The organism is Rossellomorea aquimaris (assembly GCF_008180865.1).
Taxonomy (GTDB): Bacteria; Bacillota; Bacilli; order Bacillales; family Bacillaceae_B; genus Rossellomorea; species Rossellomorea yichunensis.
The window spans coordinates 149,794-164,952 of record NZ_VTEX01000006.1 but is presented as its reverse complement, the minus strand read 5'-3'; the positions used below and the strand labels follow the sequence as shown (position 1 = coordinate 164,952).

Sequence of the window (15,159 nt, the reverse complement as noted above, 5' to 3'; positions counted from 1 at the left end):
TATTAAATTTATTATTGTAAAAAAATATTAGGAGTGAAACGCAGATTGAGGCTTTTGTTTCACTCCTAGATGTTCAACTACTGAGAAGCGGACTTTTCATTATCAAACGGATAATATTCTTTTTACGAAGCAGCCGGCTGATCTTTTTGATCGCCACATACCGCTTTTTCAAGGATTTCTGCCACATCCTGAGTAGAGACGGTTTCTTCTACTTCCTTCGCTTTCGTTCCATCAGATAGCATCGTTAGACAGTATGGACAACCCGAGCTGATGACCGATGGGCTGACCTCGAGTGCCTGCTCTGTACGGGAAACGTTCACGCGGTGACCTGCGTCTTCTTCCATCCACATAAGTCCTCCACCTGCTCCACAGCACATACCTTTTTCACGGTTACGTTCCATTTCAACCAATTTCACGCCGGAGATTGATTTCAGGATTTCCCGAGGTGGATCGTATACTTCATTGTAACGTCCCAGGTAACAGGAGTCGTGGAAGGTGATCGTTTCATTCACTTCGTATTTCGGCTTCAGACGTCCTTCTTTTACCAGGTCATATAGAAGCTCTGTATGGTGATACACTTCCGCTTCCAATCCGAAGTCAGGATACTCATTTTTGAAAATGTTATAAGCATGCGGATCGATCGTAATAATTTTCTTGATTTCATTCTTTTCGAATTCGGCGATGTTTTGACCTGCAAGCTCCTGGAATAGGAACTCATTACCGAGTCGACGTGGTGTATCACCGGAATTCTTCTCTTTGTTTCCTAAGATCGCGAATTTCACGCCTGCTTCATTCAGCAGCTTGGCAAAGGATAACGCGATTTTTTGGCTGCGGTTATCGAATGAACCCATGGATCCAACCCAGAATAAGTATTCGAAGTCTTCTCCAGCTTTTTTCATTTCTTTAACCGTAGGGATATGAACGTCTTCTCTCGCTTCACGCCAGTTTTCACGTTCTTTACGGTTCAGACCCCAAGGATTCCCTTGGCGTTCGATATTTTGCATCGCGCGCTGTGCATCTGCATCCATCTTTCCTTCAGTCAGGACCAGGTAACGGCGAAGGTCGATGATTTTATCTACGTGCTCGTTCATGACCGGACATTGATCTTCACAGTTACGGCACGTCGTACATGCCCAGATTTCTTCTTCTGTGATGACATCTCCGATCAGGCTTGGACTGTACGCAGCTCCAGCAGCCGCTTCTTCCGCTGCTTGAGTGGCACTCGCCATCGCAAGTTGATTCCCTTTAGTCCCATTGAATGCAAAAGTCGGCACCCACGGTTTTTTCTGAGTAACGACCGCACCGTGATTCGTCAGATTATCACGCAGTTTCACAATTAGATCCATTGGGGAAAGCATTTTCCCTGTTCCTGTAGCAGGACACATATTCGTACAACGACCACATTCCACGCACGCGTAGAAATCGATCATTTGATGTTGCGTGAACTCTTCAATTTTCCCTACCCCGAAGCTTTCGGCTGACTCATCTTCAAAGTCGATGGGCTTAAGCTTTCCAGGGTTGTCTAATCGATTGAAGTAGACATTCGCAGGACCTGCGATTAAATGAGCGTGCTTGGATTGTGGAACATATACAAGAAATGCCAGTAAGAATAATAAATGGATCCACCATGCCACATAGAAGATGACGATGGAAGCTGTTTCTCCAATGGCTCCAAGTGCTCCTGCAATGAGTGACGCTACAGGCTCTGTCCAGGCAAGCTCTTCACCGTGCCAGATAAGGCCCATTCCGTTCCCTACAAGAACCGATAGCATTAATCCCCCGATGAATAGGAGAACCAATCCTGATTTAAATCCTCTTTTAAGACGAACCAGTTTCTCCACATAGCGGCGGTGGAAGGCCCAAACAACCGCTACCAGGATCATGAGTGTGACAATCTCCTGGAAGAACGTGAATCCGGGATATAATGGTCCCAGTGGTAAGTGACTCCCTGGCGCCAGTCCTTTCCAGATGAAATCGATGGCTCCGAATTGGACTAATATGAAGCCGTAGAAGAACATGACGTGGATCGCTCCACTCTTCTTATCCTTCAAGAGCTTCTTCTGGCCGAAGACATTGACCACGATCTTCTGGAACCGTTCCTTGAATCGCTGGTCGAACTCCACTTTCTTTCCGAGCTTAATATATTCAATTCTCGTCTTTACTACATACACAAACAGACTAAGTGCGTAAACGGTTACAAGAATAAATGCAACCCAATTGAGAATGAGTAACCCATTCATTGAAAAACACTCCCCCTTCTTTGGTTTGACCCGAACTTCCCCTTTGTTCAAACTTTTACAAACCAAATTAATATTCTGAATAGTTCATATATCCATTATATTATGAATGAGCATTCAGTCAATGGTTTTTACCAAGAAAAATGAAAACCTTTACATGAATAGTCATTCATTCGTCGGGAATAACCAGGACTTTTTGTACCCCCCATAGGTTTCAATATGAATCATTTAAGGTAAAAGAAGAAAGAGTGCAAAGTAGGTAAGATTTAAGGACATACTAATGCTAATGCAGATGAGAGAGTGATTATATGTGGTGGTTCATCCTACTGTTAATAATAGTTGTTGTCATAGGCTGGTTAATGATCGACTTTAAGCTGGGTAGAAGTCATTTCATCCGGACACGGACAAGAAGAGATTATGAAAAACGAAACAGCGATATCGAATTATTTTCCAGAGGTCCGGAGCTGTTTGATCGAATGTTTAAAGAAATGAAGGAAGCCAAGTCTTCCATTCATGTTTTATTCTATATCGTCCAAGATGACCATTTTGCTTTACGGTTTATGGATTTACTGAAGGTTAAAGCAAAAGAAGGCGTAGAGGTCCGCTTGTTAATGGATCAGATCGGGAGTCATAATGTGCCTAAATCAAAAGTGAGAATGCTCCGTGACGCAGGGGTGGAAGTGGCCTACTGTCAAAAGGTCAGGCTCCCCTTCTTATTCTTTTCCTCCCAACAGCGTAATCACAGAAAAATCACCGTCATTGATGGGGGGATTGGGTATTTGGGAGGGTATAATGTAGGGAAAGAATATATTGATGAAAATGACAAACCCGAGCTGTCTCCTTGGAGGGATTATCATCTCCGTTTGGAGGGTGAAGGCGTTCACGATTTACAAACAGAATTTTGTATCGATTGGTTCAGGGCAGCGAAGAATGAACTTAAAAACGAAGTGAAATACTTTCCTCCAGCTGAAAAAGGAAGCATCACACATCAGATCTTCCCTACAGAAGGTGTGAATATCGAGGATTTCTTCAAGAAGTTCATTGATGAAGCACAAGATGAAATCATTATTGGGACTCCTTACTTCATCCCCACACCCATTTTAATGGATGCCCTTTGTCATGCATTGGAACGTGGCGTTATCGTAAGGGTCATCATTCCAAATAATGCCGATCATATGTTAGTGAAGGAAGCAGCATTCCCTTATTTTAGAACCTTACTGGCTAAAGGGGCAAAGGTGTATCAATTTATGAACGGTTTTTACCATGCTAAGGTAATGATCATAGACGATCATTTCTGTGATTTAGGTACGGCCAATTTTGATAAAAGAAGCTTTTTTATCAATCTTGAGATCAACAACCTTATTTTCGACAAAGAATTTATTCATACATTAAAAAAAGAGATGGCAAAGGATATGGAAGCATCCGACATGCTGAGCGAAAACGATCTTGCAAATGTTTCCTTGCTCACTCGTATAAAGGAACGTGTCGCTTCATCCATTTCCATTTTACTTTAGGGGGGAAACCACATGAAAGTCAGATTGGGGTTTGTTGCTAATTCCCTCTCCTTATGGGACGCAAGCCCTGCCAAAACCATGACCTTCAAACGATATTCTGATCTTCCAAAAGAGGAACGAATGGATCGTTTGAAGGAAGTAACAAGATTAAACCTGGAACATACGAAACGCATACTGTATCTGTGCGCAGCTCACGAAATTGAACTGTACCGACTATCAAGCTCACTTGTTCCGTTAGCTACTCACCCGGATGTTGAATGGGACTTCTATTCCCCATTTAAAGACGAATGGAAAGAGCTTGGGGATCTGATCAAAAGGTTTGGGATCAGGGCAAGTTTTCACCCTAATCAGTTCACTTTATTCACCAGTCCCAAGCAGCATGTCACTGACAACGCCGTAAAGGATATGGTTTATCATTACCGCATGCTTGAATATATGGGGATTGAGGATAGCTCTGTCATTAACATTCATATCGGTGGAAGCTATGGTGATAAGGCAGAAACGCTTGTACGCTTTCATGAGAATTTGAAAAGCCTCCCGACTGATGTGAAAAAGATCATGACCCTGGAGAACGACGACAAAACCTATACGGTAGAAGAAACATTAGGTGTCTGTCAAAGAGAAAACATCCCCATGGTCCTTGATATCCACCATCACGAGGCCAACCTTAGTGAGAAGCCATTAGAAGATTATCTTGAAGCGATTTTTGCCACATGGGAAAAGAGAGATCTCGTTCCAAAAATACATATTTCCTCGCCGAAATCGGACAAAGCATTCCGCTCTCACGCTGATTTGGTGGATGCAGGCTTTGTAGAAGGATTTTTCAAAACTCTCAAGACGTTCGATCAGGACATTGATTTTATGATTGAAGCAAAGCATAAAGATCTGGCCATGTTGAAGCTGATAGAGGATCTCTCGACGATTCGGGGAGTAAAGCGGATTAGCGGCGGGGCGTTGGAATGGTAGAAGAAAAGATGAACACGCTGTTGTTCGTCTTTTTTTGTCTATTCCGGGAACCGGTCTTTGGAAGCTATCGGTTCCTGGAATCGATTCCTATGTAGATTTCATTTAAAGACCGATTCAATCCAAGGCTGAATGGCTGTGAAGGCTTTAAATCCAAGGTAAATACCTACGATTCCTGCAATTCCGGCCAAGGCAGGCGGTGCAGGAATAGGAAGCTTGAATAGTGCAAAAATAAAACCAACCAGGAAACCGGTCACAATCGCTAAAATAACTGTTTTCATAACATCCTCCTGAACAGTATGTCTACTTTTATTATACGTCAAAGCTTGAGAAATATAAGAAAAAGGTCCACCCCGAGGGACGGACCTTTTTCATCTATCGTCATTACATTTTTTCCGGAGCGGCAACTCCGATTAATGCAAGAGCGTTTTGTAATGTGACTCGAACCACTTTTACAAGAGCCAAACGAGTCGTTGTAAGTTCACGGTTTTCTTCATCAAGAACCTTATTGGCATTGTAGAAGCTGTGGAAAGCTGATGCCAGGTCGTTAATGTAGTTTGCCACACGGTGAGGTGTACGTTTCTCCGCAGCATCGGCAACCATTTGTGGGAATTCACCTAATTTTTTCAGTAAATCCACTTCTTTTTCCGTACCGATCAGCTTTAAGTCGATCTTGTCTTCTGAAGCGAGTCCCTGCTCCTCTGCTTGACGAAGAATGCTGCAAATACGCGCGTGGGCATATTGAGCATAGTACACTGGATTTTCATTAGATTGGGATACCGCTAAGTCCAAATCAAAGTCCATATGCGTATCGGCACTTCTCATGGCAAAGAAATAACGGACTGCATCCAGGCCGACCTCTTCTACAAGCTCACGTAAAGTGACTGCTTTACCTGTACGCTTACTCATCTTCATCTTCTCACCATTTTTATAAAGGTGAACAAGTTGAATCACTTCTACTTCTAACTTCTCACGGTCAAAACCAAGTGCTTCAATCGCCGCCTTCATACGAGGGATGTATCCGTGGTGGTCAGCACCCCAAATATTGATCAGCACATCGTGCCCGCGTTCGAATTTATCCTGGTGATAGGAAATATCCGGGGTCAAGTACGTGTACGTCCCATCATTCTTGATGAGAACACGGTCTTTGTCATCCCCAAGTTCAGTCGAACGGAACCAGGTCGCCCCGTCTTCTTCATAAACGTGACCATTGTCTTTTAATGTTTTTAACGCAGCATCAATTTTACCGTTTTCGTAGAGTGAAGTTTCAGAGTACCACACGTTGAATGGCACACGGAACATTTCAAGGTCCTTTTGAAGCTTCGCCATTTCGATCTTCAGTCCATACTCACGGAAGAACTTGTAGCGCTCTTCGTCGCTAACTTCAGCATATTTCGAACCGAATTCTCCCGCCAGTTTCTTCCCGATTCCGATGATGTCCGCCCCGTGATATCCATCTTCAGGCATCGCTTTGTCTTCACCAAGAGCTTGGAAATAACGGGCCTCGACCGAAATCGCCAGGTTATGGATTTGGTTTCCTGCATCATTGATGTAGTATTCACGCGTTACTTTATAACCTGCTTTTTCAAGAACGTTACATAGGGAATCACCTACAGCCGCTCCACGGGCATGTCCAAGGTGAAGGTCACCTGTCGGGTTGGCAGATACAAACTCCACGTTCACTCTCTCGCCATTCCCAGCATTAGATTGGCCATATTGCTGGTCTTGATCAAGAATCAATGGAATCAAGTCGGTCAAGTATTCATTGTTCATATAGAAGTTAATGAATCCAGGTCCTGCGATCTCCATTTTTTCAATTGATGCCTTGGACTGGTCGAAGTTCGCCATAATGTCCTCTGCAATCATGCGCGGCGCTTTTTTCGCTACGCGTGCAAGCTGCATCGCCATATTGGTAGAGTAGTCACCGTGGGATTTTTCTTTCGGGATTTCTAAAATAACATCAGAAATCTGGTCCTCTGTTGCGAGTCCCGCTTTCAGAACTGCTGCTTTTATTTCGGATTTCAGGTTTTCTTGTACTTTTTCGACAATATTCATGTGCCTATGCTTCCTCCTTATAGTGAATGGACATAACATAATCCCCTACTGGACTGTCTTGCATTTTTAACTCGTAAGAAAGGTTGAAATCCCCTTCAAGTATTGAGTCACTTTGTGTATGTGAAAGTTTCTTTGTTTTGGTTGTAAGTAAGAGAGTACCCATCTGGCTTTCATAAGAACCATTTTGTTCCTCCCGTTCGTTAAAGGCCATTCTCATTTTCACTGCACCGCTTCTGAGAATGAGAGCTTGTTGATCAGAGACTTTAACAATCGTATGGGTGGTTCCTTCCTCTTGCACCTCATCGTACTTCAGGAAAACGGCATCTCCTTTTTCATAGTATCGACCAAATGATACCAGTTCAAAAGAGTCACTTTCCTCTCCTATTGTGATTTTGGTTTTCAAGTGAACTTTGACAGGGGTGTAATCTGTTTTTGCCGTCAAACCACTCACATCCTTTTCTATATTAGGGTCCGATCAAGTGATAGGTCCGTCCCTCTTTTAGACGTCCCTTCCTTCTAACTAATTAAGTATAAGAAGTATTGTGGGAAATTGCAATGGAACACGATGAGTTTTCATTTTGCGGATTGGATGTAAGCGGATTTATGGTAAAAGAAAAGCCCCTTCCGACGATCAGAAGAGGCTTTTGGGAGTTTATTTTACCCAACCAAGGAGCATTTCGCGAATCAGCTTACTTGCTGTATTGGCTGTTTGCTCTGATGGATCATAGATCGGGGCAACTTCTACAAGGTCTGCTCCTACTACATTTACGTCAGAGTGAGCGATGGCATGGATCGATGCCAGTAATTCTTTAGACGTAATCCCACCGCAATCTACGGTTCCTGTACCAGGAGCGTGTGCAGGGTCTAATACATCGATATCAATTGTCACGTACACAGGACGTCCTGCAAGCTGTGGAAGAATTTGCTTCAACGGCTCAAGTACTTCAAATTTCGAGATATGCATACCGTTTTCTTTCGCCCATTGGAATTCCTCTTTCATCCCGGAACGGATTCCGAATGAATAGACATTCTTCGGTCCGATATGCTCAGCGATCTTGCGGATCGGAGTGGAGTGGGATAATGTCTCTCCTTCATACTCTTCACGAAGATCTGTGTGAGCGTCCATATGAATGATCGCAAGGTCCGGATATTTCTTAGCGACTGCTTTCATGACCGGCCATGATACCAAGTGCTCCCCTCCCATTCCGAATGGGGTTTTTCCGTCTCCAAGAAGACCGTCGATATAATCTTCAATCATATCGATGCTTCGCTGCGGGTTACCGAATGGCAATGGAATATCCCCGGCATCAAAGAATTTCACTTCTTCGAGCTCGCGGTCAAGATACGCACTGTACTCTTCCAAACCGATCGAAACTTCACGAATACGAGCCGGGCCAAAACGGGAACCGGGACGGTAACTTACCGTCCAATCCATCGGCATACCGTAAAGAACTACCTGGCTGTCTTCATAAGAAGGATGACTCTTAATAAACACATTACCTGAATAAGCCTCATCAAAACGCATACTCTTCAACCTCTCTTTTTTAGAGGTCCGTCCCTACCTCAATTTAAACTATTTCACTGAATTTTGAGGTCCGTCCCTCAAATTTTCTTTATTTCGTCAGGTCTTTAACGAATTTAGGAAGGGCGAATGCTGCTTTGTGCAGTTCTGGTGTGTAGTATTTTGTTTCGATATCATGGAAACGGTCTTCCGGCACTTCGATTGGATCGTGCTTTTTCGAACCGATCGTGAATGCCCATAGTCCGCTTGGGTATGTCGGGATATTCGCTGTGTACAGACGGGTAATCGGGAAGATTTCCTTTACATCGCTTTGTACTTGGCGAATAAGATCCGCTTTGAACCAAGGATTATCACATTGCGCGACAAAGATTCCGTCTTCTTTCAGTGCTTTCGAAATTCCTGCATAGAAACCTTTTGTGAATAGGTTTACAGCTGGACCGACCGGCTCAGTGGAGTCAACCATGATCACGTCATATTCATTTTCACTTTTCGCGATGTGCATGAAGCCATCGTCCACTTGTACGTCAACGCGCTCGTTTTCCAATTCTCCAGCAATCTCCGGAAGATACTTCTTAGAGTACTCGATCACTTTTCCGTCGATTTCAACAAGTACCGCTTTCTTCACGCTTGGGTGCTTTAACACTTCACGGATTACGCCACCGTCTCCGCCACCAACAACTAATACTTTCTCAGGGTTTGGGTGTGTGAATAAAGGTACGTGAGCTACCATTTCGTGATAGACGAACTCGTCTTTTTGACTTGTCATCACCATTCCATCAAGGAATAGCATGTTACCCCACTCTTCTGTCTCTGCCATTTCAAGATATTGAAAATCCGTTTGCTCTGTATGTAAAGTCTTCTTGATTTTCATCGTGATTCCGAAGTTTTCTGTTTGTTTTTCTGTGTACCAAAGTCCGCTCATTGTTTCAACTTCCCTTCTGTTTTTTATCGATTTTTCGCTATTTCCGTTCTTCGTTGTAAAAATCATATACCACTAGTTTGAGTTTTCACACGTTCATCTCAGGACAAAATAGATCACTCAATTAAGCGAAAGCCTTTAATGACGGGCTTTACTCCTATTTATTAAAACGTCCGCAACAGACGTCATTTTTATCCTTCCCTATCATGATAAATACAAACATGAGAAAAAGTATAGTGGAATCTAGCAAAATTTCAAGTGAAATTTTTTCTAAATCTTTGACGTTTAAAAACTCGCAAAACTTTTCATACTGATACTATACGCTAAACATAATATAGGATGTTTACTATTGTCCAATATACTAAGGTCCGTCCCTAAACACACGGACCTCGGGAGGAGAAGGTGGGGAGAGGCATGGAACTGATAGCACGAATGGAGAGAACAAAAAAGTATGCCAGAGTGGCAGTCGTTGCAGGTTTATTGGGGGCGGTTTTGATTCTTGTCGGTCTGATCGGAATTTTAACATATGCTAAAATCCAGGGGCCGCCTCCACTTGCTGTGCCTCAATCCACTTTGCTCTACGGTGAGGACGGTTCGGTTATAGGGGAAACGAATACAGGAGAGAAACGATATTGGGTGAGCCTGAAAGAAATCTCCCCTGCGCTCATCGAAGGCACCATCTCCATCGAAGACAAAAGCTTCTATCAGCACTATGGCTTCGATATCAAACGTATGGCGGGAGCAGCACTTGCCGATTTGAAAGCCATGTCAAAGGTACAAGGAGCCAGTACCATTTCCCAGCAGTATGCTCGTAATCTATTTTTATCCCATGACAAGACATGGAAAAGAAAGATTTCAGAAGCCCTCTATACGATTCGTATCGAAATGAACTATTCGAAGAAAGAAATTCTGGAAGGCTATTTAAATACCATCTATTATGGACACGGCGCCTACGGGGTCCAGGCGGCAAGTCAATACTATTTCGGTAAGGATGCCAATCAATTGACCGTTGCAGAAGCCGCTATGATTGCCGGCATCCCGAAAGCACCGACGTACTATTCACCCGTGGCCAATATGGAGAATGCCAAGAAGCGTCAGGAGCTGATCCTCCAGTCCATGACCGAGGACGGCTTCATTACAAAAGAACAACAGGTCGTTTCAAAGGCAGCTCCGATTACTATTACAGGCGAGCACGCACACCATAAGGCAGAAACGGCTCCGTATTTTCAAGATGTTGTGAAAAGCATTCTCCGCTCAGACTTAGGCATAGAAGATCGAACCGTTGAAATGGGCGGACTGAAGGTATACACAACCCTCAATCCCGACCATCAAAAAGTCGCAGAAAAAGTCGTGAAGGAACAAATCCCCGATGAGTCTGATATTCAGCTGGGCTTTGTATCGATGAACCCAAAGAATGGTCATGTAACAGCGCTTGTCGGCGGAAGAAGCTATGAGGAAAGCCCGTTTAATCGTGCGGTTCAGGCCATTCGTCAGCCGGGATCAACGATTAAACCGCTCCTGTACTATTCTGCCCTGGAGCAAGGTTTCACACCGTCAACGACGATGAAAAGTGAGTTAACTTCATTCACATTTGATGATGGCAAAGCGAAATACACACCTCACAACTACAACAATAAATATGCAGGGGATGATATCACCCTTGCTCAGGCCATTGCCCTTTCCGATAATGTGTACGCAGTGAAAACCCACCTTTTCATCGGTCAGGATACCTTAACGAAAACAGCACAGGATACATTCGGATTAACAACAAAGGTAAAAAAGTATCCTTCCTCTGCACTCGGTACATCAGGGGCAAGAGTCATCGATATGGTCAACGCCTACAATATCTTCGCAAACGGAGGTTATAAGGTGAAACCGGTATTCATTACGCGTGTGGAAGACTGGTCCGGTAACGTCATTTACGAAAATAAATCTGAAAAAGAACAAGTTTTGGACCCTGATCAAGCGTATGTCATGACACATATGCTGAGTGGAATATTTGATCCAAAGCTCAATGATTACTCAACGGTGACGGGGATCCAGATCCGGAAAGACGCCACCCGTCCCTATGCCGGGAAATCAGGTACCACCAACACAGATAACTGGATGATCGGCTACTCACCTCAGCTCACTGCAGGGGTGTGGACCGGATATGACAAAGAAAAAGAAATCTCCCTGGTCGACGATAAATATTTAGCCAAGAAACTCTGGGTGAATTTCATGGAAGAAGCCCTGAAGGATGAACCCGTCAAAAACTTCAAACCGACGAAGGGTGTCGTCGGCGTAGCCGTGAATCCTCATAACGGGAAACTGGCCACAGAGGACTGTCCCGTGCAGCGCTTCACGTACTTTGTAAAAGGAACCGAACCAACCGAGTACTGTCATGAACACCTGGGTGAAAATGAAGCACCGAAAGAAAAGACACCAATGAAAAAAGAAGAAAAGCCTTGGTATGAAAAGGTGAAGGATTGGATTTTTTAACAGAAAAGCGGAAGGGCTTTGCCCAGAGGCGACAAGCATAAGGCGAACCTGCTGAAAAGGCGGGTTTTTGCCTTTTTGGCAGGTTTGACTTATGACCTCGAGCCTCTAAGCCCTGGAGCTGGACATACCGAAAAGCGGAAGCGGCTTGTTCAGGCCCGACAAGCATAAGGCGAGAACGCCGGAAAGGCGCTCCTTGCCTTTTTGGCGTTCTTGACTTATGACCTCGAGGGACTAGCCGCTGGAGCTGGACATTTCGAAAAGCGGAAGGGGCTCGCCCTGGGGCGACAAGCATAAGACGAGTCACCCGGTAAGGCGCCCTTTGCCTTTTTGGGTGACTTGGCTTATGACCTCGAGCCCCAAGCCCCTGGAGCTGGACATTTCGAAAAGCGGAAGCGGGTTGTTCAGGCCAAAAAGTGTAGTGTTCACATTTTAGCGCAACAAAGTTCAAAAGTGGCACAAGTTAATTAGAAAGTCCCCTCAACAAATCCAATTCACACCCTCAAATCACTCTAAATCTCTATAAAAAAACGAAAAACCACGGGTTTGTGCGAACCCGTGGTTTTTCATGTCCTAGTTTATGTGCAAACTGTGATTTAAGTGTACTTTTTTTCAAGCATAAGGGCAAGATGTGAACGACATATTCAAAAAAATGTCATAGTTTGTTCACAAAAGAAGTTTTTTCTATCTTTTTAAACTTTTAACGCTTCCTTTAATTCGTCTTTTGAGCGTTCCCACATACCCTCATCATGTTTCTTCAGGAAGTCAGTGAGAATCCCTTTCGACTTGTCGTCCAGATGATCAAGGACGATTTTACGTTTAATCGATTTATCCATATTATTCACATGCTCCGGCATGGACTTGTATCCTCTGCGCTTCTCACGGTTCACGACCATTTCACAAGCCGTCACGCCTGCATAGTACGGTCCATTTTCCATACGGTCAATGGTTACCCAGATTAACCAGTACGGCTTACCGCCTGCTGAATCATCCCGATTATTCGTGAATTTAATCCCTTTTTCAATCGGGCTCCTGGCATGCATCGCTCCGATTTCAATCGTCGCTTCCCCTTCTTCGACATCAATCATCACTGGGGAAACATTATCAAGACTTAATGAGCCTACACCATAGCCACCGTGGCCGTCAGTAGGATCACTTTTGATGATATTGAACCCGATGTTCTTTTTCTTTTCCATGTATCTTCACTCCTTCAAAGTTGACATTCTAGCTAAAGACTGAAAAAACAGTTGTAAAAATTGCACTGAAAGCCTGGTTGGTTGCTGTCATCCCACCTTGTAACAGCGGCCAGATCGTATACTCATCAAGGGGTGTGATCACGATGATCAGAAATAACACGACTCCATACTGCTCATACTGAGTCATTTTTGCCCTGATATGATTCGGTGATAAATCCTCTATGATCCGGTACCCATCCAGGGGAGGGAACGGCAGTAGATTAAACACAAATAACAACACATTCAGATACACGATCATCTGCAGGAGATCGATGACAAAGGGAGGAACCCCGACTCCACCAGTCACTCCTACAAAAAAATAAAAAAATCCGAATGCAATGAATGCAAGTAAGAAATTACTCAGCGGGCCTGCCACTGAAACTAATACCCCTGCCAAACGGGGATTTTTAAATCGGGATCTCATGACCGGCACAGGACGCGCCCAGCCAAACCCCGCAATTAAAATTAAAATGGTTCCCAGGGGATCCAGATGTTGAATCGGATTTAACGTGAGCCTTCCCTGATCCTTCGCTGTCGTGTCACCAAATTTGTACGCCACAAATGCATGGGCAAACTCATGAACCGTAAAGGCCATGACCAGGGCAATCACCACAAACGGAAGCTCTTCCAAGCGAAAGACGGAAATGGACTCAAAAAGAGAGCTAAATGTATCCAAAGTATGTACTCCTTTAAAAAATGATTTACTTTCTTATTCAATAGTATACAGAAAAATTCCTGCCTTCATGACCACTCTAAGGAACAATTCCAATTCCCCACCATAAGAAGCTTGCTCTTACAACCCCTACCATTTACATTTAAAAGGGGGGTTAAAACGAACATGCCTACCACAGATTGTACCAAATCCAAATGCAAGGAGCGAACCATAATGCCTTATATCACCGTAAAAATGCTCGAAGGCCGTTCAGAAGAACAGAAACGCGCCCTCGTCGAAAAAGTAACCGAAGCCGTAAGTGAAACAACCGGAGCACCTGAAGAAAAAATCGTTGTCTTCATTGAAGAAATGACGAAAGGTCACTATGCAGTCGGCGGTAAGAGACTCAGTGATCAATAAGAATTAAGGACAATAAGCCTGCCATCAGACCGATCGCAGGCTTCAATCGTTTTCTATACGAAGGAGCGCATATGAAATTCTTCAAATCCATGTCCCCTAAAGAAAAGTCCAACTGGAACAAAAGTGCCGTACTGGGATTCTATACATATATGGGGTTACTCGCCGTTAACTATATGTCTTCATTGATAATAGGCAGGGACCTCTTTTCCTCCGCCTTCCTCTTCTTTACTGGACTGGTCATCACATTCGGCTATGAAGCCTACTTAAACGTAAAAAAGGGGTAATTTCTCACTTTGATGAATACGATATACCAAACCCATATGGAAAGGAGGAAGTGAAATGGACATGGATACCGGTGATGTACTCTTCCAATTGTTCATGATGGCTTTCCTTGCAGCCATTGTGGTGGTTGCTTTCATGGTGGCAAAAGGGTTTCGAAATCGAAGGATCCAGCAGCGGAAATATGATAAACAAATTGAAGAAAAGCTTGATCAGATTATAGAAAAAATGGATCAAACACCTAAATAAAGTGAGGAAAATCGTTACGCTCTTGAGTGACGATTTTTTTGTTCATTTAAAAAGGGATCACCCATTTCGAGTGATCCCCGCCATTCATATGAAACGTCCTTTATTGGACGATTTTTTTCAATTTTAATCCTTCGATGTATGCGAAGGCTTCGTCGATTTCTTCTTCTGTATATTTCTGTTTGCTCTTAAGTGTGAATACTTTCTCCACGACTTCATCTTTTGGAAGGTTATCAAAATATAAGACTGTCGAAACAAGTTCAAGAAAGCGTGCTGATTGAACGTTCATATCCGTCAGGCAATCTTCTAAACAGGGCATCTCTTTCTCATAGATCTGCAGGAAGTCTTCCCCTTCTTTGGTGACGGTGTACCTGTATTGATAATATCCACCCTTTTTCTCCTTCACCTCGGAGATGAATCCCATATTGCAGAGCTCTTCCACCCTGAGGGTAAGCTCTTCCGAGTATGGTCCATAAAAATGGAACTGAAATTTTTCCTGAAACGGGAATTCAAGCTTCTTCGCGATGAAGATCATCTTCTGAAGCTTTTTTCTTCCCACCACTTCACCCGAGGCTAAGAAGGCACTCATTAGTTTTGCATGATCTTTCAACAATGTACGTCATCTCCTACTCCTAGTAT

At 43.8% G+C, this 15,159-nt stretch carries 15 protein-coding genes; 6 read left to right on the top strand and 9 right to left on the bottom strand.

The features are described 5' to 3' along the window. Positions 1-122 precede the first annotated feature (122 nt). Entirely contained in the window at positions 123-2,240 is a 2,118-nt protein-coding gene (locus tag FZC88_RS21045; protein ID WP_148970671.1) for a 4Fe-4S dicluster domain-containing protein, read from the bottom strand. A gap of 305 nt (positions 2,241-2,545) precedes the next feature. On the opposite strand from FZC88_RS21045, the gene cls reads away from it, so the two are divergent. Both cls and uvsE read left to right on the top strand, forming a co-directional pair. Then, complete coding sequence (gene cls, locus FZC88_RS21040) at positions 2,546-3,751, top strand: cardiolipin synthase (RefSeq protein WP_148996318.1); 1,206 nt, start codon at positions 2,546-2,548, stop codon at positions 3,749-3,751. Between the two features lie 12 nt (positions 3,752-3,763). Beyond that, the gene (gene uvsE, locus FZC88_RS21035; RefSeq protein WP_148996317.1) at positions 3,764-4,717 is read left to right on the top strand and encodes a UV DNA damage repair endonuclease UvsE; all 954 of its coding nucleotides are present in this window, start codon (positions 3,764-3,766) and stop codon (positions 4,715-4,717) included. A 98-nt stretch (positions 4,718-4,815) separates the two neighbouring features. Here uvsE and FZC88_RS21030 read toward each other — a convergent pair whose 3' ends face one another. The 5 genes from FZC88_RS21030 to speE all read right to left on the bottom strand — a co-directional run bounded on the left by FZC88_RS21030 (position 4,816) and on the right by speE (position 9,213). Next, complete coding sequence (locus FZC88_RS21030; RefSeq protein ID WP_148970668.1) at positions 4,816-4,995, bottom strand: XapX domain-containing protein; 180 nt, start codon at positions 4,993-4,995, stop codon at positions 4,816-4,818. A 103-nt stretch (positions 4,996-5,098) separates the two neighbouring features. Next, positions 5,099-6,769 (bottom strand): arginine--tRNA ligase, encoded by a 1,671-nt coding sequence (gene argS / locus FZC88_RS21025; protein ID WP_148996316.1) that lies wholly within the window; start codon positions 6,767-6,769, stop codon positions 5,099-5,101. Between the two features lie 4 nt (positions 6,770-6,773). Continuing rightward, positions 6,774-7,211 carry a YwiB family protein gene (locus FZC88_RS21020; protein WP_262372008.1) on the bottom strand — a complete coding sequence of 146 codons (438 nt, stop codon included), beginning with the start codon at positions 7,209-7,211 and terminating at the stop codon, positions 6,774-6,776. A 210-nt stretch (positions 7,212-7,421) separates the two neighbouring features. Beyond that, positions 7,422-8,294 carry an agmatinase gene (speB, locus tag FZC88_RS21015; protein ID WP_148996314.1) on the bottom strand — a complete coding sequence of 291 codons (873 nt, stop codon included), beginning with the start codon at positions 8,292-8,294 and terminating at the stop codon, positions 7,422-7,424. Positions 8,295-8,382: 88 nt separating this feature from the next. Then, positions 8,383-9,213 (bottom strand): spermidine synthase, encoded by an 831-nt coding sequence (gene speE / locus FZC88_RS21010; RefSeq protein ID WP_148996313.1) that lies wholly within the window; start codon positions 9,211-9,213, stop codon positions 8,383-8,385. A gap of 411 nt (positions 9,214-9,624) precedes the next feature. On the opposite strand from speE, the gene FZC88_RS21005 reads away from it, so the two are divergent. Further along, complete coding sequence (locus FZC88_RS21005) at positions 9,625-11,691, top strand: transglycosylase domain-containing protein (protein ID WP_148996312.1); 2,067 nt, start codon at positions 9,625-9,627, stop codon at positions 11,689-11,691. 689 nt (positions 11,692-12,380) lie between these two features. Here the strand turns inward: FZC88_RS21005 and FZC88_RS21000 are convergent. Beyond that, positions 12,381-12,884 carry a YwhD family protein gene (locus FZC88_RS21000; protein ID WP_148970664.1) on the bottom strand — a complete coding sequence of 168 codons (504 nt, stop codon included), beginning with the start codon at positions 12,882-12,884 and terminating at the stop codon, positions 12,381-12,383. Between the two features lie 28 nt (positions 12,885-12,912). Further along, positions 12,913-13,518: a site-2 protease family protein gene (locus FZC88_RS20995; RefSeq protein WP_113969431.1), complete on the bottom strand. Its 606-nt coding sequence runs from the start codon at positions 13,516-13,518 to the stop codon at positions 12,913-12,915. 291 nt (positions 13,519-13,809) lie between these two features. Between FZC88_RS20995 and FZC88_RS20990 the strand changes: the two genes are divergently transcribed. The 3 genes from FZC88_RS20990 (at position 13,810) to FZC88_RS20980 (ending at position 14,523) form a co-directional block, all read left to right on the top strand. Beyond that, positions 13,810-13,995, top strand: a complete 186-nt coding sequence (locus FZC88_RS20990) for a 2-hydroxymuconate tautomerase (RefSeq protein ID WP_034765056.1) — start codon at positions 13,810-13,812, stop codon at positions 13,993-13,995. 71 nt (positions 13,996-14,066) lie between these two features. Continuing rightward, a complete protein-coding gene (locus tag FZC88_RS20985) occupies positions 14,067-14,279 on the top strand; it encodes a hypothetical protein (protein WP_148996311.1) in 213 nt (70 codons plus the stop codon). Positions 14,280-14,334: 55 nt separating this feature from the next. Next, positions 14,335-14,523, top strand: coding sequence for a DUF4083 family protein (locus FZC88_RS20980; RefSeq protein ID WP_148996310.1), 189 nt, complete (start codon positions 14,335-14,337; stop codon positions 14,521-14,523). Between the two features lie 100 nt (positions 14,524-14,623). Here FZC88_RS20980 and FZC88_RS20975 read toward each other — a convergent pair whose 3' ends face one another. Continuing rightward, a complete protein-coding gene (locus tag FZC88_RS20975) occupies positions 14,624-15,133 on the bottom strand; it encodes a YwgA family protein (protein WP_148970661.1) in 510 nt (169 codons plus the stop codon). Positions 15,134-15,159 lie beyond the last annotated feature (26 nt).

Excerpts from the sequence above, each read along its gene's own strand:
- FZC88_RS21045 (WP_148970671.1), bottom strand. The coding sequence starts at position 2,240 with ATGAATGGGTTACTCATTCTCAATTGGGTTGCATTTATTCTTGTAACC.
- cls (WP_148996318.1), top strand. The coding sequence starts at position 2,546 with ATGTGGTGGTTCATCCTACTGTTAATAATAGTTGTTGTCATAGGCTGG.
- uvsE (WP_148996317.1), top strand. The coding sequence starts at position 3,764 with ATGAAAGTCAGATTGGGGTTTGTTGCTAATTCCCTCTCCTTATGGGAC.
- FZC88_RS21030 (WP_148970668.1), bottom strand. The coding sequence starts at position 4,995 with ATGAAAACAGTTATTTTAGCGATTGTGACCGGTTTCCTGGTTGGTTTT.
- argS (WP_148996316.1), bottom strand. The coding sequence starts at position 6,769 with ATGAATATTGTCGAAAAAGTACAAGAAAACCTGAAATCCGAAATAAAA.
- speB (WP_148996314.1), bottom strand. The coding sequence starts at position 8,294 with ATGCGTTTTGATGAGGCTTATTCAGGTAATGTGTTTATTAAGAGTCAT.
- speE (WP_148996313.1), bottom strand. The coding sequence starts at position 9,213 with ATGAGCGGACTTTGGTACACAGAAAAACAAACAGAAAACTTCGGAATC.
- FZC88_RS21005 (WP_148996312.1), top strand. The coding sequence starts at position 9,625 with ATGGAACTGATAGCACGAATGGAGAGAACAAAAAAGTATGCCAGAGTG.
- FZC88_RS21000 (WP_148970664.1), bottom strand. The coding sequence starts at position 12,884 with ATGGAAAAGAAAAAGAACATCGGGTTCAATATCATCAAAAGTGATCCT.
- FZC88_RS20995 (WP_113969431.1), bottom strand. The coding sequence starts at position 13,518 with ATGGCCTTTACGGTTCATGAGTTTGCCCATGCATTTGTGGCGTACAAA.
- FZC88_RS20990 (WP_034765056.1), top strand. The coding sequence starts at position 13,810 with ATGCCTTATATCACCGTAAAAATGCTCGAAGGCCGTTCAGAAGAACAG.
- FZC88_RS20985 (WP_148996311.1), top strand. The coding sequence starts at position 14,067 with ATGAAATTCTTCAAATCCATGTCCCCTAAAGAAAAGTCCAACTGGAAC.
- FZC88_RS20980 (WP_148996310.1), top strand. The coding sequence starts at position 14,335 with ATGGACATGGATACCGGTGATGTACTCTTCCAATTGTTCATGATGGCT.